This window comes from Dietzia massiliensis (genome assembly GCF_018390595.1).
Taxonomy (GTDB): Bacteria; Actinomycetota; Actinomycetes; order Mycobacteriales; family Mycobacteriaceae; genus Dietzia; species Dietzia massiliensis.
Genome location: NZ_JAHBAV010000037.1, coordinates 1 through 19,079, shown reverse-complemented (window position 1 = coordinate 19,079; position 19,079 = coordinate 1). Strand labels below are relative to the sequence as shown.

The following is a 19,079-nucleotide window of genomic DNA, read 5'->3' as shown; positions in this document are numbered from 1 at the left end:
CCATGGTGCACCACGGGTCCGACACGGCCGCTCACCCGAGCCCGACCGCCCGGGCCGCGGCCCGGCCCCACCGCGCCGCGTCGACGGGGACGGACGGGTGGTCCTGGCGGTGCGCGATCACCGCCTCGACCACGCGGAACGGCAGGTCGAGCGCCGGATCGTCGGCGTCGAGGTCGGGGCGGCACAGGGCGACGAGCTCGCGGTAGATCTCCCGGAGCTCCGAGCGTGCGTCCCGGAACTCCGCGAACTCGTCCCCCGCCACCTCGGGCAGCACGTAGAGCATCCCGACGTTCCACCGCGAGGCGAGGAGGCCCTCGACGTCGAGCGTCGCCAGCGTCAGCAGCGTCTCGCGCGGGTCCCCGCCCCCGGCGCGGAGCCGGCGGGCGTGCTCGAGCGCCGGGGCCACCGTCGCGTCGAGCAGCGCGCAGAGGATCGCGGCCTTGGTGGGGAAGTGCGTGTAGAGGGACGCCTGACGGAGTCCGACGGCGTCCGCGATGGCCCGGGTGGAGGTGGCCGTGTACCCGCGGGTGGTGAACAGCTCCGCCGCGGCGTCGAGGATCTCGTCGGCCGGCGTGGCCCCGGGGCGCCGCCGGTCCACGAGGCGGGGTCGGCCGGGCGAGTACATCAGGGCGTCCTCCGGGTCGGGGTCCGGTCCATCGTGACACTGTCGTCGATCGTCACACGGAGGAACTCGAACCGGTGCGCCGTGGGATCGACCGAGCGGCGGGGCGGGGCGGGCATTGAGGACACGGCGGCCTGCACCCACATCTCGCGCGAGGTGCGGCCGAAGTCCAGGTCGAGGCCGTGGGCGCGCGCGGCGAGCGTCGCGGCCACGGCGGCCGCGCGGCCGTTGCCCTCGCGGAACGGGTGCACGTGGTTGAACCGCGCGTACCAGTCGGCCAGCGCCAGGGCGGCGACCGTCCGGCGGGGCGCGGCCGCCGGCGCGGAGGCCAGCGCGTCGGCGACGATCCGCGCGGGCCGCTCGAGGGGCGCGACGAGGGCCGGGACGCGGGAGGCGGGCGCGAACACCGATCCCCGCCGGCTGAGGTCGACGATGCGCGGCCGCCCGGCCCAGGCGTACACGTCTCCGAACAGCGCGGCGTGGACGTCGGACACCGTCCCCGGCGCGGGCCCCGGGGCGCGCAGGAGGCGTGCCCCGGCGGCGACGACGAGCAGGGCCTCCGCCCGCGCGAGAGCCCCGGCCGAGGTGATCCCGAGGGAGTTCTGCAGCACCCGCGTCCCCCGGTAGAGGTACGGGGCGCGACGGGCCAGGACCCGCGGACCGGGTCGCCGGCGGGCCTCCGCGGGTATCGCCTCCAGGACGCGGAGGCGGATCAGCCGACCGGAGACGCCCCGGTCGACGAGTCCGAGCACCTCGTCGTCGTGGTCCCCGGGGCCCCATCCCTCGAGCGCGGATACCGCGAGCATCGCCGCGGTGGCCGGGTGGCGCGTCATCCCGGCTGCCGGAACTGGCCGGTCGACCGCAGGTAGTCGAGGGTGCGCTGCGCGCCGGCGATCTCGCGCGCGGCGGCCCGCAGCCCGGCGCGCTCGGCAGCGGTGAGGCCGGACAGCGGCACCCGGTCGGTCCCGGGGCCGTCGGCGTCGGCGCGGAGCCGGACCTCCCACCGGAGCCGGGCGGCGACGCGGGCGGCCTCGCGCAGGGCCTCCCACCGGTCGGCGGGGAGGACGTCGGGATCGGCGGCGAGGTCGAGACGCGCGTCGGTGGCGGTGGCGGTGACCCCCGCACGCAGGGCGGCCCACCGCGCGAGCTTGACGACCGGGGTGAGGACGGTCGCCTTGAGGTCCACCACGGGATCGGCGCGGGTCGGCAGCCGAAGCCGGGACGGTACCGAGGCCCGGGTCGCCAGGGCGTCCGCGAGGACGTCGGCGAGCACCGTGGGGTGCGCGCGCACGGCGCCGGCGGCCAGCCGGGGGAGGAACTCCGGGTCGTCGTGGCCGTCGGTCAGGGGGCGGGCGTCGGCGAGCAGGCCCAGGTGGACCACCCCCAGGTCGCGGGCGGGGTCGGCGGCCCAGCCGTCGGCGGCGGCGGACCACCCGGCGGCCGTGCGGACCAGGCGGGGGTCGGCGGCCGACGCCGCGGAGGTCTCGGCGAACCACGGCGCGCCCGACAGGTCTGTGGCGGCCACGGCGCGGTGTACCGCACGGGTGTCGGGGTCGACGACGACGGCGAGGGATTCCAGATCGCTCCCGGGGACGGCCTCTGAGCGACCCACCGATCCGGTCACCCACACCGCGGTCGCCACGGCCGGATCGAGCCGGGCGGCCAGCTCGCGCCGCAACCCGTCGGACCACGCGCGTGGGCGGTCGGCCTTTGTTGGGCGGTCGGCTGTCATGAGCACATTCGACCACGTCAGCGCCCCTGCGGGCGGGGTCGGGGGCGGCGTGAGGGCCTGTTAATGGGAACGAAACATCGCGCAACCCGGGTGTCATGCGCGGCGAGAAAACTATCGCCTGACAGGAAACGGCGCCGCCGCATCCCGGGTCGCACCGACCCGCCCGTCGCACCGCCCCCGCCCCGAGAGGAGATCCGCCACATGAGCGATCCGACCGGACTCACCGCCCCGGCTCCGCAGTGCCGGGGCGACCACGACGACCTCGCGGACTTCGGCTACGAACAGCAGCTCCACCGCAGCCTCGGGACGTTCGCCTCGTTCGCGGCCGGGTTCTCGTTCGTCTCCATCCTCACCACCATCTTCCAGCTGTTCGGCCTCGGGTACGGGTTCGGAGGCCCCGCCTTCTTCTGGACCTGGCCGATCGTCTTCGCCGGCCAGTTCCTCGTGGCGTTGTGCTTCGCCGAACTGGCGGCCAGGTACCCGATCTCGGGCGCGATCTACCAGTGGTCCCGCCGGATGGGCGGGGAGATCGTGGGGTGGTTCGGCGGGTGGTTCATGATCCTCGCCCAGATCGTCACCGCCTCGGCGGCGGCCATCGCCCTGCAGGTCGTCCTTCCGAGCATCTGGTCCGGCTTCCAGATCATCGGCGACGACCCGGCGCTGACCTCACCATCCGGATCGACGAACGCCGTCCTGCTGGGATCGGTCCTGCTCGTCATCACCACGGTGATCAACTCCATCGGCGTCCGGTGGATGGCCTACGTCAACAACATCGGCGTGACGTGCGAGATCGTCGGTGTGATCGCCGTGGTCCTCGCGTTGTTCACCCACGCGGTCCGCGGCCCCCAGGTCGTCTTCGACACCGCGGGCATGGGGGATCAACCCGGGTACATCTGGGCCTGGGTGGTCTCGGGACTGATGGCGGCCTATGTCATGGTGGGGTTCGGCTCGGCCGGCGAGCTCGCGGAGGAGACGGTCAATCCCCGCCGCATCGCGCCCCGGACGATCCGGATGGCACTGACCGTCTCCGCCATCGGCGGTGGACTGATGATCCTGGGAGCGCTCATGGCCGCGCCCAGCCTCACCGACGGGCGTCTGGCGACCGAGGGCCTTCCCTACGTACTTAACTCGGTCCTCGGGAACTTCTGGGGGAAGGTGCTCCTCGCCGACGTCGTCGTCGCGATCTTCATCTGCACCCTCGCCATCCAGACCGCCGCCACCCGGCTCATGTTCTCCATGGCACGCGACGGCAGGCTCCCGTTCTCGACGACTCTCTCGCGCGTCCACCCGCGGACCGGGACCCCGATCGCGCCGTCCGTTCTGATCGGACTGGCCTGCATGGGCATCCTGCTGGTCAACGTCGGCAACTCCGCGATCTTCGCCACGCTCGCCTCGGTGTGCATCATCCTCATCTACCTGGCCTACCTCTGCGTGACCGGACCGCTGCTCATGCGTCGACTCAAGGGGTGGCCGAACGGCCCCCGGCTCACCGACGCCGAGGGCAGGCCCCTGTTCTCGCTCGGCCGCTGGGGGATCCCCGTCAACGTCCTCGCCGTGGCGTACGGACTGCTCATGACCATCAACCTCGCCTGGCCACGGGCCGAGATCTTCGACCCGTCCGGCGAGACGCCCTGGCTGCGGTGGGCGGGCGTGGCGACCGTCGTGGCTGTCGTCGGGCTCGGCGTCCTGTGCTTCCCCCGCGGCAAGACCCACCCCAATCCCGTTCAGATCGGAGAGTGACCAGTCATGACCAGCACCACCGCATCCAGTCCCGCAGGCACATCCACCACCTCGGGTGCCCGCCAGCACGCCCGCGCCCAGGCCGGCATGATCACCGACGCCATGCCGGTCGTCCCCGCCACCGACTGGCCCCACCCACCGACGGACGTCCCGGCTGACCGCCTGACGTGGGCAGAGTCCATCCCCGGTGGCCGGTACACCGCGGTGACCCTGGCCCGGGGCACCCGGATCCGACTCACCGACAGGGATGGCACGGCCTGCGCCTCGCTCATGATGTGGCGCGCGGACGCGCCCTGGGAGCGACTCAACACCGCCGACACGGTGAAGGTCCCGTGGCAGGCCTACCTCGGGACCGGCCATCCGCTGCTGTCGGACCAGGGGCGCGTGCTCGCGACGATCGTCGCGGACACCTCCGGTCACCACGATGCGCTGTGCGGCGCCTCGACCCTAGCGGGGAACACGGCCCGGTACGGGGCCGGGGCGCCGGAATCGGAGTCTCCGGCCGGACGGGAACTGCTGCTGTTGGCGGCGCTCAAGCACGGGCTGGGCGAGCGCGACATGCCGCACACCGTGTCGTTCTTCCACGGGATCCGGGTGGACACGGACGGTTCGCTGGTGTCCACCGGAAACGCGGGTGCGGGGGCGGCGATCGACCTCGTCGTCCACTTACCCGTTGTGCTGGCCGTGGCGGTCGCCGACCACCCGCTCGACCCCTCGGGGGAGTATCGCGCCGGGACCGTGGAGTTGCTGGCCTGGAGCGCCCCCGAGGACCTGGACACCCTGGTGGAGGACTCGCTGCCGGGAGTCGCGCAGGACATGGAGTACCGCCGCGCACTCGTCAATTCCGAGGCCGCCCACCGCGCCGCCGCCCCGCTCGCCACCGCCCCGATCGCCTGAGGAGCACCGTCATGACACCTTCGACCGTCACCGCCGATCCCCGAACCGTTGATCCTCGGACCGCCGACGCCGCCGGCCTCGCGCTCGGAGGCGGGGAGGTCCTGGCCGATGAGACCGTGGCCGCCCGCGCCGCCTGGTCCCACGTCCTGGAGGCGGGCCAGACGCTGACCATCGTCGACCTCGAGGGCAACCAGGCCGTCGACACCCTCTTCTACGACGCGCACGACACCACCCGCCGCTACAGCGCACCGGCGACCGTCGCGGCCCAGGGCTCGATCTTCCTCACCACCGGCAGCGTCCTGCGCGACGACGACGGCGAGCCGCTGGTGACGATCACCGCCGACGAGGTGGGCAACCACGACACCCTCGGCGGTGCCTGCTCGCAGGAATCCAACACCCTGCGCTACGGCCACCACACCCGCCACCAGCACGCCTGCGTGGAGAACTTCCTGCGCGAGGGCGCCCGGCACGGGCTCGGCAAGCGGGACCTGGTCCCCAACGTCAACTTCTTCATGAACGTGCCGGTCGACGCCGACGGGACGCTCGGGATCGTCGACGGCCGGTCCGCGCCCGGCAAGAGCCTGGCGCTGCGCGCCGACCGCGACCTGATCGTGCTGGTCTCCAACTGCCCGCAGATCAACAACCCGTGCAACGGCTTCGACCCGACGCCCGTCCGGATGATCGTCACCGCCTGATCCCCGCGGCCTGATCGCGCCGGCCCGACCCGCCACCCGTCACCACAGGAGCACCCGCCATGACCAGCCTCGAGATCCTCGCCCCCGGCCTCATCACCACCGTCCAGGACTGGCCCGGCCGCGTCGGGTACTGGGGGGTGGGCGTCCCTCCCTCCGGAGCGATAGACGACCAGTCGCTGCGGCTGGCGAACATCGCCGTGGGCAATCCCGAGGGCGCCGCCGGCCTGGAGTGCACGCGCGGCGGCCTCCGGCTCCGGGCGGACGCCCCGGTCACCGTGTGCGTGGGCGGCGCGCACGTGCGGCCCACCGTGGCCGGGCGGCCGGTGGCCCAGTGGAAGCCGGTCGCCCTGGAGGCCGGGTCGGTGCTGGACATCCCGGTGATCGATGGCCCCGGGATGCGCGTCTACGTGGCGGTGCGGGGCGGGATCGACGTCGAGCAGTACCTCGGGTCGTCGTCGACCTTCACCCTGGGGCGGTTCGGCGGCCACGAGGGCCGCGCCCTCACCACCGGGGACACGCTCGCCGTCGGCGAGCCCGGGCCCGCGACGCCCCGCCGGATCTGCGCCGAGGAGATCCCCGCCATCGGCCACCACTGGCACATCGCGGTCGCCGAGGGGCCCCACGGCGCACCCGAGTTCCTCACCCGGGCCGGGATGGACGAGCTGTACGCGGCTACCTACACCGTGCACTTCAACTCCGACCGCACCGGCGTCCGGCTCGAGGGCCCGCGCCCCAAGTGGGCCCGGCCCGACGGCGGCGAGGCCGGGCTGCACCCGTCGAACCTCCACGACAACGCCTACTCGGTGGGCGCGCTCGACTTCACCGGCGACACCCCGATCCTGCTCGGTCCGGACGGCCCGAGCCTGGGCGGCTTCGTCTGCCCGGTCACGGTGGTCAGCAGCGACCGGTGGAAGCTCGGGCAACTGGCGCCGGGCGACACCGTGCGGTTCGTGCGGGTCCGCGTGGACGCCGTGCGCGACCGGGTCGGCGCCGGGGGCTCGCGGGGCGCGGGCCGTCCGTACGTCCTCGGCGACGGCGGGGACCGCGACGACGGCGTGCTGGGCCGCGGGCACACCGCGGACGGGCTCACCGAGATCACCTACCGCCGAGGCGGGGACGACAACGTCCTGGTCGAATACGGGCGGATGGAGCTCGACCTGGAGCTCCGCGCCCGCGCGCACGCCCTCTACCTGCACCTGCTGTCCAACCCCGTGCCCGGACAGCAGGACCTCACCCCGGGCATCCGGTCGCTGCAGGTCAAGATCACCCCCGGGCGCAGCACCGTGTCGTCGACCCTGGACGCCCTGCGTGAGGCCGAGGCCGCCCTGCCCGCCGCCGAGTCGCTGGTCGTGCGGAGCCGTCACGTCCGACTCCCCCTGAGCTGGGACGACCCCGCCACCCGGGAGGCGATCGAGCGCTACATGTACGGCGTGCGCGACGACGCCCCGTGGTGCCCGTGGAACATCGAGTTCATCCGCCGGATGAACGGGCTGGAGACCGCCGACGACGTGTACCGCACCGTCTTCGAGGCCGAGTACATGGTCCTGGGCTTGGGGGACGTCTACCTGGGCGCGCCCGTCGCCACGCCGCTGGACCCGCGTCACCGCCTGGTGACGACCAAGTACAACCCCGCCCGGACGTGGACTGCCGAGAACTCTGTGGGTATCGGTGGCGCGTACCTGTGCATCTACGGGATGGAGGGGCCCGGCGGCTACCAGTTCGTGGGCCGCACCACCCAGGTGTGGAACCACCGACACCCGGAGCCGGCACCGGGCTTCGACGCCGAGCACCCGTGGCTGCTGCGGCACTTCGACCGCATCTCCTGGTACCCGGTGACCTCCGAGGAGCTGGCCGACCTGCGGGCCGACACCGCCGCCGGGCGCGGGCGCGTCGACATCACCGACGGCACGTTCTCCCTGGCCGAGCACAACGCCTTCTGCGAGCGCGAGGCCGACTCCATCGCCTCCGCGAGGCGCCGCATGGAGCACGCCCGTGCCGAGGAGTTCGCGCGCTGGGCCGCCAGCGGGGAGCTCAGCGCGTGAGCGCCGCGACGACGGCTGCCACGCTCCGGGACCGGGCCGCGTCACTGGTCGACGCCGTGCTGACCCGACTCGCGGAGGCCGACCGGCCGGAGGTGTTCCTGCAGGTGCGCGACCGGGAGGCGATCATCGCCGACATGGCGGCCTCCCTCGCCGCCGGCGGGCCCCTCGCCGGGATGACGCTGGCGGTCAAGAACAACGTCGACGTCGCCGGGATACCCACGACCGCCGCGTGCCCGGGGTTCGCCTCCGTCCCGGAGCAGGACGCGGTCGCCGTCGCCCGTCTGCGCGCGGCCGGTGCGGTGGTGGTGGGGGTGACCAACCTCGACCAGTTCGCGACCGGATTGGTCGGCACCCGCAGTCCCTACGGCGCCGTGCGGGCCGCGCACCGGCCGGACCACGTCTCGGGCGGGTCGAGCTCGGGATCCGCGGTGGCGGTCGCACTGGGCATCTGCGATCTGGCGATCGGCACCGACACCGCCGGGTCGGGGCGGATCCCCGCCGCACTCAACGGCATCGTGGGGATCAAGCCCAGCCTCGGCGTGGTCTCCACCGACGGCGTCGTCCCGGCCTGCGCGAGCTACGACTGCGTGACGATCTTCGCCCGCGACGTGCGCACGGCCTCCCGTGCGACCGGCGTGATGGCGGGCGGCGACGACACGCGGAGCTGGCCCGCGGACGCCCCGCTCGCCGCGGCGCCGGGGGCGACGATCGCGGTCCCGCGCGAGCTGACCGCCATGGCGCCCGGCTGGGCCGAGGCGTTCGCCGCGGCCGTCGACGCGGCCCGCGACCGCGGGTTCCGCGTGGTGGAGATCGATCTCGCGCCGTTCCTCGCCGCCGCCCGGCTGCTCTACGACGGCGCGCTCGTCGCCGAGCGGTACGAGGCGGTCGGCGCCTTCCTCGACGGGGCCGACGGGGCCGCCGATGCCGGTATCGATCCGACCGTGCGCGGCATCATCGCGCCCGCCCGCGATGTGCGGGCGGTGGACCTGCTGCGGGACCGGCGGACCGTCGAGGCGCTGCGCCGCCGGGCCCTGGCCGAGCTCGACCGCCTGGGCGCGGCGGCGCTGCTGGTGCCGACGGCGCCGTTCCATCCGACGATCGCGCAGGTGCAGGCCGACCCGGTCGCCCTCAACAGCCGGATGGGGACCTACACGAACTTCTGCAACCTCTTCGACCTCTGCGCGGTGGCCGTCCCGGCGGGAGAGGTGGACGAGGCGGACCGCGGTACGGCGACGTTCGGCGTCACCGTGGTGGGCAGGCCGTTCCACGACGGCGTGGTGGCCGACATCGCGGCGGCCCTCGCGGCAGAGTTCGCCGGGGAGCGCGAGGCCGCCACCGAGCCGCTCGAACCGTGGCCCCTGGGCGCGGGCGCGCCGACCGTGGACCTGGTGGTGTTCGGTGCCCACCGCCGGGGCGGCCCGCTCGAGCACCAGCTCACCGGACGCGGCGCGGTCTGGCGTGGCGTCGTGCGGTCCAGCGCCGACTACCGGATGTACCGGCTTGACACGGACCCGCCCAAGCCCGGCGTCCTGCGGCACGCCGAGGGCGCGGAACTGCTCGGCGAGAGGTGGACGATGTCCCCGGCGGCGCTCGGCGCGTTCCTCGACGAGCTGCCCAGACCCATGCAGCTCGGCCGGGTGACCCTCGCTGACGGCTCGGAGGCCGTCGGCTTCGCCTGCGAGCCCACCGCGGTGACCGCGGCCGCGGAGGACCTCACCGCTATCGGGGAGTGGCCGATCGGGTGACCGCGGGTACCGCGGAGATCGTCCGACAGCCGGCGCACACCGCTACGGTCTGCCTATGAGGGGAGTCGGTGATGACGTACAACTCCGGTGACGGGCGGTGGGGGCCCGACGGGCAGTGGCACACGCCCACCTACGAGCCCACGCCGCGGCGCGGGACCCCCGGCGCGGTGATCGCCCTCGTCGCCGTACTGACGGTCCTCGCGGTCGCCCTCCTCGGAGTGATCGCTTACCTCACCCTCCGCCCCGGCGGAATCCCCGGTGACGGGCCGGGCGTCGCGGCAGCGCAGTCCTCGTCGTCGTCGTCACCGTCTACGTCGTCGCCACCGCCTCCGGTGACCGAGACCGCCTACACCACCCCGCCGCCACGCGAGACCGTCACCGTCACCCGTGAGGCGCCGGCGCCCCGGCTCCCACGCGGCGGCGGTCAGCCCGTCGGGGCCGACTCGTCCGGGTGGCTCTCCGACCGCCAGGCCCGCTGCAACGCCGGCGACCCGGCGGCCATGATCGGGCGCACGACGCAGGCGTCGTTTTCCATCTGCGTCAACCCCGACAACGGCCGGTACTACTACCGCGGCTCGTCGGGCGGGGCGGGTGTGGAGATCGACGACCCCACCGTCACCAGGAGCGGGGCGGTGGTCACGAACAATGACGTCCTCTACTCGATCGACGCGTCGGGGATGAGCATCTACCAGGGCGGGGAGCTCATCTCGAGCCAACCGATGCTCGTCCTCTGGACCGGGTGAGGCGCCCGGATCGCGAGCGCCGCGCCACCTCCGCGGGGCCCGTTTTCCCCTAGGGCCGCTCTTTCCGCTAATGTTCCCTCTCGTGCGAAAAGCACGGCCCTGTGGCGCAGTTGGTTAGCGCGCCGCCCTGTCACGGCGGAGGTCGCGGGTTCGAGTCCCGTCAGGGTCGCAGCAGGAAGCGGGCGCATCCGGTACACACCGGATGCGCCCGCTCTCATTCGGCCGGGCCGCCGACTACTCCTTGTTCAACTTGTCCTGAACGGTGCCGGCGGCCTTCTCGACCGTGTTCGGCAGCTCGGTGGTGCCGTAGAAGCGGGCGTCCGGGTGGGTCGGCGGCGGCATCGGCGGGCCCTCGAGCGGCTCGGGCGAGTACGAGAACTCGCCATGACCGTCGGGCGTCGGGCCCGAGGCCCACGAGCCCTCGGCCGCGGCGGCGCCGTCGGAGAAGTTGTACATCGTGTACGCGTGCTCCGCGGCCTCCTTCGACTTGGGGAAGTTCGAGGGCACGGGCAGCTCCTCCAGGCCCTCGGCCTGCAGCTCGTTGACCGCGGCGAGCCACTGGTTCTGGTGCATGGTGTCGCGGGCCAGCAGGAACGACAGCAGCTCACGGATGCCCGGGTCGTCAGTCATGTGGTACAGCCGCGCGACCTGGACGCGGCCCTGCGACTCGGCGTTGACGTTGGACCACATGTCGGCGAGGAGGTTGCCGCTGGCGGTCACGTACGAGCCGGACCACGGGTTGCCCATGGAGTCGACGGGTCGGGCGCCGGCGCCGGCGACGATGCCGTGCTGGACGTCGGTGCCGCCGATGACCGCGGCGACGGCCGGGTCGTTCTGGACGGCGGCCTCGGTGATGCCGAGCGGGGCGTCCTCGAGTAGCTGGGCGACCATCGTCGCGAGCATCTCGACGTGGCCGAACTCCTCGGCCGCGGTGCTGAACAGCAGATCACGGTACTTGCCCGGGATGTGGGCGTTCCACGCCTGAAAGCTGTACTGCATGGCGACGGTGATCTCGCCGTACTGGCCGCCGATCACCTCCTGCAGCTTGCGGGCGTACACGGCGTCGGGCTTCTCGGGCTTCGACTGGAACTGGAGCTTCTGCTTGTGGATGAACATGCATCTCCTTCGGTCGTGCGCGGTGTCCGGGCGGCCTCGGCGGATTGCCACTCGGGCGTATGTCGAGGCTCGGGCGGCCTACGCGGGGTACAACCGCTCCCGGGACCGTGCCACTGTCATGGGTAAGCGTCCAGAATCAGGGGTTGCTGGCCATGTCGGGTCGATGGGCCGCGAGAGGCGGCCGAAGAAACTTGCGTTAACTCCGCGTACGCGGGCCCAACCGCGCTGCGACCTGGCCGCGCGTGGCAGCGTAGGTGAGCAGGAAGTGCTCGAGTGCGTGCTGGGCGTGGCGGGGCAGGAACGGGGCGACGGGCACGGTGGTGCGCTGCATGACGTGGCGACCGTCGAGGACCCACGAGGTGAGGTCGTCGTCCAGGTTGAGGCGCGCGATCTCCAGAGCGGCCTCGGCGCGGGAACGCACACCTCGGACGACCCACGCCCAGATGCGGGCGAACGGCTCGTCCTCCGTGAACGAGACGTGCATCCGGTGGCCGACGTGGTCGAAGACCAGGTGGCCGAGCTCGTCTACCACGCACGGCCGGCCGGTCACCTGTTCGATGATCGCCTCGTACCGCTCGCGGGCGTCCACGTGGTCCTCGACCTCGACGGCCACGTCGATCGGGTTGGGGTAGTCGGCGGGGTCGCGTCCGACGGGTACGGAATCGGACCGGATGAGCCTGAGCGCGCCGGTATAGCGGCCGACCGTCCCCTCGCTCCGGAGGGTGAGCAACTGGGGGTGTGGGACTCCCAGCCGGTCGCGGCAGGCGTCGACCACCGCCCGGGCGATAGGCGCCGGCGCGGTGGGGGCGGTGTGCGCGATCATCTCCTCGACGAGGTCGTGCCCGGCGGGGCGGGCGGTCACCCAGGCGACCGCCCCGCCCGCCGCCAGTTGGACGGTGCACCGCCCCTGTCCGCCGGACGGTTGTGACGGTGCGCGGAACTCCATCGCGCCCACCGCCCCGGGCCTGCGGAGATGTCCGGTGAGGGTGTGCTCGAAGTCGTGCCACGGGTCGTCCGCCGGGCGCAGGGAGGCGCTACCCGGTCCGAGGCGGTGGTCCTGCATGACGTCACCCCACCGGCGCGAGGGCGGCCACGTCGTCGACCGCCCGGCGGAGTTCTCGCGAGGCGGTGCAGTCACCGAGCCGTTCGGCGACGGCGTCGGCGATCGCGCGGTAGAACCACAGTTTCTCCTCCGGCCCGGCGTTGAACAGGCCCCACATGTCACCGCCCAGCCGCTCGTGCGCGGTGACCATCGAGCGCAGATTGTGAATCTTGTCGGCGGCCGAGATGAGCAGGCACTCGTGGGAGTCCTCGGCCAGTCGCGCGAGGTAGCCCTCCTTGCGGACCCGCCACGGCGGGGTCTCCTCCCCGGCGGTCTTCTCCTCGGACACCCCGCGGACGAGTTCCGTGACCCGCTCGCCGAACTCGGCGGTCATGTCGTCGGCCGAGTACACCGATGGCGGCACGTCCTCCAGCACGTCGTGCAGGAGCGCCGCGACCGCCACGTCCTCGTCGTCGGTGAAGTCGGAGACGATCAGCGCCACCGCGACCGGGTGGGCGATGTAGGGCGTCGGGTCGTCCTTGCGGGTCTGGCCGGCGTGGCAGCGGGCGGCGACCGCGAGCGCGCGGTCGAGGGTGGGGGTCCAGGTGAGCGACATGGTGCACTCCTCGAGGGAGAGGTCCCGACGCCGGGCGACGCCGCCGGGTCGTGGGTGGAACCGGCGGTGACCGGTGTCCCTTCCACACTCCCGAGTACACACCACGGGTACGACACGGGGGAACCGATCGGCGTGGGGCGCGCGTCGTACATGGTGAGGACGCCACGGGGGCGTCCCGGTAGTAAACCGGAACGACGACGAGGAGGGCTCGTGCCCGACGGGACGATCAGGGCGGATGCCGGGAAGATCGCGAGCGCGGTCTCGGTGTTCCGCGACTGCGGGGAGGCGGCCACGAAGGTGATGTTTCCCGAGGTCGCGGCGCGGCTGGGCGGCGGTCTTCCGGGCGGGTCGGCGATCGAGCAGGCGGTGGACCGGGCGTGCGGTGCGGCAGCGGTGTGCGCCGAGAGAATCGCGGGTCGGCTCGGGGGCCTGGCCGACTTCGCGGCCGAGGCGCACCGGTTCCTCGAGGCCGAGGATGAGGACTTCGCGGCTCTCCTCGCAGCGGTGGCCCGGCGGTGAGCTGGACAGTCGCGGACATTCGTCGTTGGGACGTGTCCGCATTGGCGGGGGCCGGCGGCGAGGTCGGCCGGCAGCACTCGGTGGCGCAGGGCCTCCGGAGGGACCTGGTCGACGGTGCGGTGGAGCTGGATGATGGCTGGGACGGGGCGGCCGCTGACGCCGTCCTCGACACCGTGGAATGTGAGAAGTCGCACGTCAGCACGCTGGCTGACGGACTCGAGGATCTGGCTGATGCTCTCCGGAACTCGCACGCTGCGCTGGGGCCGGCAGTTCAGACGGTTCGAGATCGGATCGCCGATGCCGAGGCAGCCGGACTGCAGGTGGGCGAATCGTCGGTGCGTCCGTTGTCTGGTCGCGACGACATCGATCACTCGACGGTAGATGAGCATGCGGAGGCGATCAGCTCCGCGGTCGACACCGTGCGCTCCCTCGATGATCACTACGGGCGCCAGATAGACGGGATCGCCGCCCGGCTGCACGCCGCGATCCCACCCGAGGTCGACCGGTCGCCGATCCCGGGCCCGGACGACCCGTGGCCCGGTCGCGGTGTGGACGCGATGACTGGGGCCGCGTCTCGGGGCTATCCGGACGTCGCCGATGAACTCGATCCACTGACGCGGGGGAAGCACATGCTCAACCCGGCCCCTGACGACTTCGGCAGAGCCGCGGCGACAGGACTGCGGGGACTCGGTAGGGTCGCCGGTCCGGTCGGTGGCGGGCTTACGGTGTACGACGGCGTGAAGGCCCACGCCCAGGGGAAGACGTCGACCGGCGAGGCCGTCGCGGAGACCCTCGGGGCTCTGGGTGGCGGCGCGCTCGGAGGCGCCGCAGCCGGCGCCGTCGCAGGAACGATGTTCGGTCCCCTCGGCACGTTCATCGGCGCCGGCATCGGTGCGGCCGTCGGGACGTACCTGGGACAGCAGGCGGGCGATTTGGCTCACGACCGGTACCGGGCCCACACGGCAGAGAGGTGACACGACCATGAGGTATGGGCAGAGATGGGACGACCCGTCGGAACGCGACCCGCACCCCTACGAACACCCCGCCCTGGAACCGGAACCCGGATTCTGGGACGGCAAGTGGGAAGAGTTCAAGCGGCGGTTCATCCAGATGGCCTGGGAGGATCACTACAGCCGGACCGTTCTCATCCTCTCGACGGTGGGATTCGTGGCGACATTCATCTGGATGTGGTTCACCGGTGAAACCTGACGCCCACCCCTAGAACGTCTTGGCGCCGATCACGAACCGGTACCGGACGTCGGAGGCTACCACGCGGTCCCACGCCTCGTTGATCTGATCGGCCGAGATGAGTTCGATCTGCGCGGTGATCCCGTGCTCGGCGCAGAAGTCCAGCATCTCCTGCGTCTCGGGGATACCGCCGATCATCGAGCCGGTGAGGATCTTGCGGCCGCCGGTCACCGACCCCGCCCGCAGGGACATCGGCTCACTCGGGATGCCGATCTCCACCATGGCGCCGCGGGGCTTGAGCAGGGCGAGGTACCGGTCCAGGGGCAGGTTGGCGGAGACGGTGTTGAGGATGACGTCGAAGCTCCCGCGGAGCGCCCGCAGGTTCTCCCTGCCCTCGTCTCCGGCGGTCGCGTAGTGCTCCACGGCGCCGAACTTCAGCGAGTCGTCGCGCTTGGAGGTGCTCTGGGACAACACGGTGACCTCGGCGCCCATGGCCACGGCGAGCTGCACGCCCACGTGCCCGAGCCCGCCCATGCCGATCACCGCGACCTTCGTGCCGGGGCCGACGTTCCACTGCCGCAGGGGCGAGTACATCGTGATGCCCGCGCACAGCAGCGGCGCGGCGGCGGCCGGGTCGAGTCCCTCGGGCACGGAGACGACCATGCGCTCCTCCACCACGATGTGCGTGGAGTAGCCGCCGTTGGTGACCGGGCCCTCCGGGTCGCCCTCGGGCAGCGGCGAGCCGTAGGTCGCGGTGGCTCCGACCTCGCACTCCTGCTCCTGGCCGGCTTCGCACGCGGCGCACTCGTGGCAGGCGCCGACCAGGCAGCCGACACCCACGCGGTCGCCGACCTTGTGGCGGGTCACCTCGGATCCGACCTCGCGGACGATCCCGACGATCTCGTGGCCCGTCGTCACCGGGTAGACGGTGCGGCCCCACTCGCCTCGCGCGTGGTGGATGTCCGAGTGGCAGATGCCGGCGAACTCGATCTCGATGAGCACGTCCTCGGCACCGGTGTCCCGGCGGCGGATCGTGGTCTTCTCCAGCGGCGCGTCCGGTGCGACGGCGGTCACGGCGGCGACGTCCATGTGGTCTCCCGTAGATCGAGGGTGGTGAGGTCGCCACACTAGCGATTCGTCGCGGAACAGGTCGTCTGCCCAGATGGCGAGGGGGTACACCGCGACCGAATTCAGGGGAACCGTTCGGCGCGCCCGGCACGTCGTACTGGGTGACGGCCGCTAAGCGTGCTGGGACGTGACGACGTGGGTATGACGACGACGAGGAGCTCAGGTGCCCGACGGGACGATCAGGGCGGACGCCGCGAAGATCGCGGAGGCGGTCTCTGTGTTCCGCGACGCCGGGGAGATGTCCGGAAGCATCGCGTTCGACGAGGTCGCCGAAGATCTGGTGAGGGTCTGCCCGGAGGGTCGGCGATCCAGCAGGCTCTCGACCGGGCCTGCGGCGCGGCAGCGGTGTGCGCCTCGCGGAGCGCCGGGCGGCTCGGTGGCCTGGCGGACTTCGCGCACGAGGCGCACCGGTTCCTCGAGGCCTCCGACGAGGAGTTCGCCGCCCTACTCGGATCGGTGGCCGGGCGATGAATCACGCAGTGGGGGAACTTCGCCGGTGGAACCCCGGGGCGGTCCTGGCGGCGGGAGAGACGGTGTCGAAGAGGGTGTCCGCGGCCGACGGGGCCCGCCGTGTTCTGGAGGACGGGGCCGGGCTGCTTGACGAGGGGTGGGACGGACGATCCGCCGACGCGGTTCTCGATGCGGTGGAGAACGAGAAGAGGCACGTCGCGGCGCTCGCGATGGGACTCGAAGACCTCGAGGACGCGTTGCGGCGGGCCGCCGAAGCGCTGCGCTCCGCGCTCGCGACGCTGCAGGACCGGCTCGCCGACGCGGAGGCTGCCGGTCTTCAGATCCTCGGCGACTCGCTGACCTGGGTCGACGGTCATCGCGGAGATGCAGACCAGGCGACTCTGGACCTTTACGCCGAGGCGATCAGGGGCGCGATCGAGACGGTGCGTTCGCTCGACGAGCACTATGCGCGGGAGATCGACGAGATCACGGGCGCACTCCACCACGCGATCCCGCCGGCGGTCGACCGCTCGCCCATACCGGGCCCGGACGATCCGTGGCCGGGCCGTGGCGTGGATGCCATGACGGGGGCGATGTCCGAAGCGCTGCCGAAGCGTGCTGACGAACTCGATCCGGCAACCCGGGGCAGGCACGTGAGGAACCCCGCCCCGGATGACTTCGGGCGACCGGCAGCCGCCGGGTTGAGGGGGCTCGGCAAAGCTGCGGGGCCTCTCGGGACATTCGTCACAGTCCATGACGGCGTGCACGGCTATGTCCGGGGGGAAACGAAGGCGCCGGAGGCCGCAGTAGAGACAGTGGGCGCACTCGCGGGCGGAGCGGGCGGCGGCGCGGCGGCCGGTGCAGTGGCGGGCTCGTTCCTCGGGCCGTTCGGTGCGATCGTCGGTGCCGGGATCGGTGCCGCCGTCGGCTCTTACCTGGGCCAGAAGGTAGCGGATAAGGGATACGAGAGGGTGATGGGTGATGACTAAGAAGCGGTGGTACGTGCGGGATAACCTCGTCGGACCCGATGGCGTCGAACTGGGTTACTGGGAGTCGCGGTGGGTGGAGTTCAAGCGCCTTTTCAAGGAGATGGCGTGGGAGAACGACATGAACAGAGGCATTTTTATCGCCACTCCAATCGTCTTGGCCGTGACGTGGTTCGGCGTCACGTTTCTGGGCTGGGGCTGAGGCCGAACACATCCGTCGATAACCACTGACGGCCGTCAGTCCATGTGTCTATGAACCAGATCACACTCACGTCTGTGAAGGAAAATCCACATGGCCGACACCGTCCGCGAACAACTCCGCCGCCACGCCGACTCGGACTCCACCGCGATCCGCTACGAGGACGCCTCGATCACCTGGCGCGACTACCTCGCCGGCGCCGACGCCCGCGCGGGCGCGGTCACCGCGATGCTGGACCCCGGCCGCCCCCGCCACGTCGCGACACTGCTGGAGAACACGCCGGAGATGCTCTACGCGCTGGCCGCCGGAGCGGCGGGCGGCTACGTCACCGTCGGCCTCAACGCGACCCGCCGCGGCGAGGGCCTCGCCCGCGACATCCGCAAGGCCGAGTGCCAGGTCATCCTCACGGACTCCGAGCTCAAGCACCTGCTCGACGGACTCGACCTGGGGCAGGTCAGTGTGGTCGACACGGACTCCGATGAGTGGGCGGCCCTGGTGGCGGCCTCGTCGGCGCCGCAGGATCCGCCGCCGGTCGAGGCGATGGACCCGTTCATGCTCATCTTCACCTCCGGCACCTCGGGCGACCCGAAGGCGGTGCAGGTCGGCAACTTCACCGTGACGATGTCCGGCGAGAACCTCGCGCAGAACTTCGGCCTGACCCCGGACGACGTCGCGTACCTGTCGATGCCGCTGTTCCACTCCAACGCCATCATGGGCGGCTTCTCCCCTGCCATCGCGGCGGGCGCGACCATGGCGCTGGCCCGGCGCTTCAGCGCGTCCCGGTTCGGCGACGACATCCGCCGCTACGGCGTGACCTACATGAACTACGTCGGCAAGCCGCTGGCCTACATCCTCGACACCCCGGCCCGCCCGGACGACGCGCAGACCACCCTTCGCGCGGCCTTCGGCAATGAGGCCGCCGCCAAGGACATCCCCGCGTTCGCCGAGCGCTTCGGCTGCCGCGTCTGGGACGCCTACGGCTCCACGGAGCTGGCGATCATCATCACCCGCACCGAGGAGTCGCCGCTCGAGTCCATCGGGGTGCCGTTCCCGGGGGTCGCCGTGTACGACCCCGTCACCGGCCAGGATTGTCCGCGCGCGATATATGACGACGACGGCAAGGTCGCCAACCTCGACGAGTGTGTGGGCGAACTCGTGAACACACAAGGGGCGGGGTTCTTCGCCGGCTACTACAACGACGACAAGGCGACGTCGGACCGTATGAAAGACGGGATGTACTGGTCGGGCGACCTGGCCTACCGCGACGCGGACGGCTTCATCTACCTGGCCGGCCGCAGCGGGGACTGGCTGCGCGTCGACGGCGAGAACATGGCCACCGGCATCGTCGAGGAGATCCTGCTCCGCCACCCGGCGGTGTCCCGGGTGGCGGTCTACGGGCTGCCGGACCCGCGCGGGGTGGGCGACCAGCTCGCCGCGGCGATCGTCCCCCCCACGACTCGGAGCTGGAGCCGGCCGCCTTCGAGCAGTTCCTCGCCTCGCAGCCGGACCTGTCGCCCAAGGCGTGGCCGCGCTGGGGCCGGATCTCCGTGGACCTGCCCACCACGGCGACCAACAAGATCCTCAAGCGGGAGCTTGTCAGGCAGGGCGTGGGGGCCGCC

19 protein-coding genes, 1 tRNA gene and 1 pseudogene are annotated in these 19,079 nt (G+C 72.1%); 14 read left to right on the top strand and 7 right to left on the bottom strand.

Annotated features, from left to right (window positions below):
- Positions 1 to 31: 31 nt before the first annotated feature.
- The 3 genes from KHA85_RS11085 to KHA85_RS11075 are packed head-to-tail and all read right to left on the bottom strand — an operon-like array spanning position 32 to position 2,354.
- Entirely contained in the window at positions 32 to 625 is a 594-nt protein-coding gene (locus KHA85_RS11085; protein WP_213185831.1) for a TetR/AcrR family transcriptional regulator, read from the bottom strand.
- Positions 625 to 1,455, bottom strand: a complete 831-nt coding sequence (locus KHA85_RS11080; protein ID WP_213185830.1) for a Fic/DOC family protein — start codon at positions 1,453 to 1,455, stop codon at positions 625 to 627. Before KHA85_RS11080 ends, KHA85_RS11085 begins: the two co-directional genes overlap by 1 nt.
- Positions 1,452 to 2,354: a putative nucleotidyltransferase substrate binding domain-containing protein gene (locus KHA85_RS11075; RefSeq protein ID WP_213185829.1), complete on the bottom strand. Its 903-nt coding sequence runs from the start codon at positions 2,352 to 2,354 to the stop codon at positions 1,452 to 1,454. Before KHA85_RS11075 ends, KHA85_RS11080 begins: the two co-directional genes overlap by 4 nt.
- Positions 2,355 to 2,555: 201 nt before the next feature.
- Between KHA85_RS11075 and KHA85_RS11070 the strand changes: the two genes are divergently transcribed.
- From KHA85_RS11070 to KHA85_RS11040, 7 genes are all read left to right on the top strand, one after another.
- Positions 2,556 to 4,094 carry an amino acid permease gene (locus KHA85_RS11070; RefSeq protein WP_070723148.1) on the top strand — a complete coding sequence of 513 codons (1,539 nt, stop codon included), beginning with the start codon at positions 2,556 to 2,558 and terminating at the stop codon, positions 4,092 to 4,094.
- Between the two features lie 6 nt (positions 4,095 to 4,100).
- Positions 4,101 to 4,991: an urea amidolyase associated protein UAAP1 gene (locus KHA85_RS11065; RefSeq protein WP_213185828.1), complete on the top strand. Its 891-nt coding sequence runs from the start codon at positions 4,101 to 4,103 to the stop codon at positions 4,989 to 4,991.
- Between the two features lie 11 nt (positions 4,992 to 5,002).
- Positions 5,003 to 5,686 carry an urea amidolyase associated protein UAAP2 gene (locus KHA85_RS11060; protein ID WP_213185827.1) on the top strand — a complete coding sequence of 228 codons (684 nt, stop codon included), beginning with the start codon at positions 5,003 to 5,005 and terminating at the stop codon, positions 5,684 to 5,686.
- Positions 5,687 to 5,745: 59 nt separating this feature from the next.
- Positions 5,746 to 7,728 (top strand): 5-oxoprolinase/urea amidolyase family protein, encoded by a 1,983-nt coding sequence (locus KHA85_RS11055; protein WP_213185826.1) that lies wholly within the window; start codon positions 5,746 to 5,748, stop codon positions 7,726 to 7,728.
- Positions 7,725 to 9,473: an allophanate hydrolase gene (gene atzF / locus KHA85_RS11050; protein ID WP_213185825.1), complete on the top strand. Its 1,749-nt coding sequence runs from the start codon at positions 7,725 to 7,727 to the stop codon at positions 9,471 to 9,473. Before KHA85_RS11055 ends, atzF begins: the two co-directional genes overlap by 4 nt.
- A 71-nt stretch (positions 9,474 to 9,544) precedes the next feature.
- Positions 9,545 to 10,216 carry a hypothetical protein gene (locus tag KHA85_RS11045; RefSeq protein WP_213185824.1) on the top strand — a complete coding sequence of 224 codons (672 nt, stop codon included), beginning with the start codon at positions 9,545 to 9,547 and terminating at the stop codon, positions 10,214 to 10,216.
- Positions 10,217 to 10,311: 95 nt separating this feature from the next.
- Positions 10,312 to 10,385, top strand: a tRNA-Asp gene (locus tag KHA85_RS11040).
- Positions 10,386 to 10,450: 65 nt separating this feature from the next.
- On the opposite strand, the gene KHA85_RS11035 is transcribed toward KHA85_RS11040, so the two are convergent.
- From KHA85_RS11035 to KHA85_RS11025, 3 genes are all read right to left on the bottom strand, one after another.
- Complete coding sequence (locus KHA85_RS11035) at positions 10,451 to 11,332, bottom strand: manganese catalase (protein WP_061916963.1); 882 nt, start codon at positions 11,330 to 11,332, stop codon at positions 10,451 to 10,453.
- Between the two features lie 196 nt (positions 11,333 to 11,528).
- Positions 11,529 to 12,395: a T3SS (YopN, CesT) and YbjN peptide-binding chaperone 1 gene (locus tag KHA85_RS11030; RefSeq protein ID WP_213185823.1), complete on the bottom strand. Its 867-nt coding sequence runs from the start codon at positions 12,393 to 12,395 to the stop codon at positions 11,529 to 11,531.
- Between the two features lie 4 nt (positions 12,396 to 12,399).
- On the bottom strand, positions 12,400 to 12,990 hold the full coding sequence (locus tag KHA85_RS11025; protein ID WP_213185822.1) for an HD domain-containing protein: 591 nt from the start codon (positions 12,988 to 12,990) through the stop codon (positions 12,400 to 12,402).
- Positions 12,991 to 13,200: 210 nt separating this feature from the next.
- On the opposite strand from KHA85_RS11025, the gene KHA85_RS11020 reads away from it, so the two are divergent.
- Genes KHA85_RS11020 through KHA85_RS11010 form a run of 3 tightly spaced genes read left to right on the top strand, consistent with a single transcriptional unit; the run spans position 13,201 to position 14,718 of the window.
- Complete coding sequence (locus KHA85_RS11020; protein ID WP_007626600.1) at positions 13,201 to 13,509, top strand: hypothetical protein; 309 nt, start codon at positions 13,201 to 13,203, stop codon at positions 13,507 to 13,509.
- Entirely contained in the window at positions 13,506 to 14,483 is a 978-nt protein-coding gene (locus KHA85_RS11015) for a WXG100 family type VII secretion target (RefSeq protein WP_308936929.1), read from the top strand. The genes KHA85_RS11020 and KHA85_RS11015 overlap by 4 nt, the downstream gene beginning before the upstream one ends.
- A gap of 7 nt (positions 14,484 to 14,490) precedes the next feature.
- A complete protein-coding gene (locus KHA85_RS11010; protein ID WP_007626596.1) occupies positions 14,491 to 14,718 on the top strand; it encodes a hypothetical protein in 228 nt (75 codons plus the stop codon).
- Between the two features lie 9 nt (positions 14,719 to 14,727).
- On the opposite strand, the gene KHA85_RS11005 is transcribed toward KHA85_RS11010, so the two are convergent.
- Entirely contained in the window at positions 14,728 to 15,786 is a 1,059-nt protein-coding gene (locus tag KHA85_RS11005) for an NAD(P)-dependent alcohol dehydrogenase (protein WP_213185821.1), read from the bottom strand.
- A 384-nt stretch (positions 15,787 to 16,170) separates the two neighbouring features.
- Between KHA85_RS11005 and KHA85_RS18310 the strand changes: the two genes are divergently transcribed.
- The 4 genes and pseudogenes from KHA85_RS18310 to KHA85_RS10985 form a co-directional block, all read left to right on the top strand.
- Positions 16,171 to 16,296: a hypothetical protein gene (locus tag KHA85_RS18310; protein WP_272875143.1), complete on the top strand. Its 126-nt coding sequence runs from the start codon at positions 16,171 to 16,173 to the stop codon at positions 16,294 to 16,296.
- A complete protein-coding gene (locus tag KHA85_RS10995; protein WP_213185820.1) occupies positions 16,293 to 17,264 on the top strand; it encodes a WXG100 family type VII secretion target in 972 nt (323 codons plus the stop codon). Before KHA85_RS18310 ends, KHA85_RS10995 begins: the two co-directional genes overlap by 4 nt.
- The gene (locus KHA85_RS10990) at positions 17,257 to 17,463 is read left to right on the top strand and encodes a hypothetical protein (RefSeq protein ID WP_156509553.1); all 207 of its coding nucleotides are present in this window, start codon (positions 17,257 to 17,259) and stop codon (positions 17,461 to 17,463) included. The genes KHA85_RS10995 and KHA85_RS10990 overlap by 8 nt, the downstream gene beginning before the upstream one ends.
- A gap of 90 nt (positions 17,464 to 17,553) precedes the next feature.
- Positions 17,554 to 19,079 (top strand): annotated as a pseudogene (locus KHA85_RS10985) (AMP-binding protein); the annotation flags it as partial.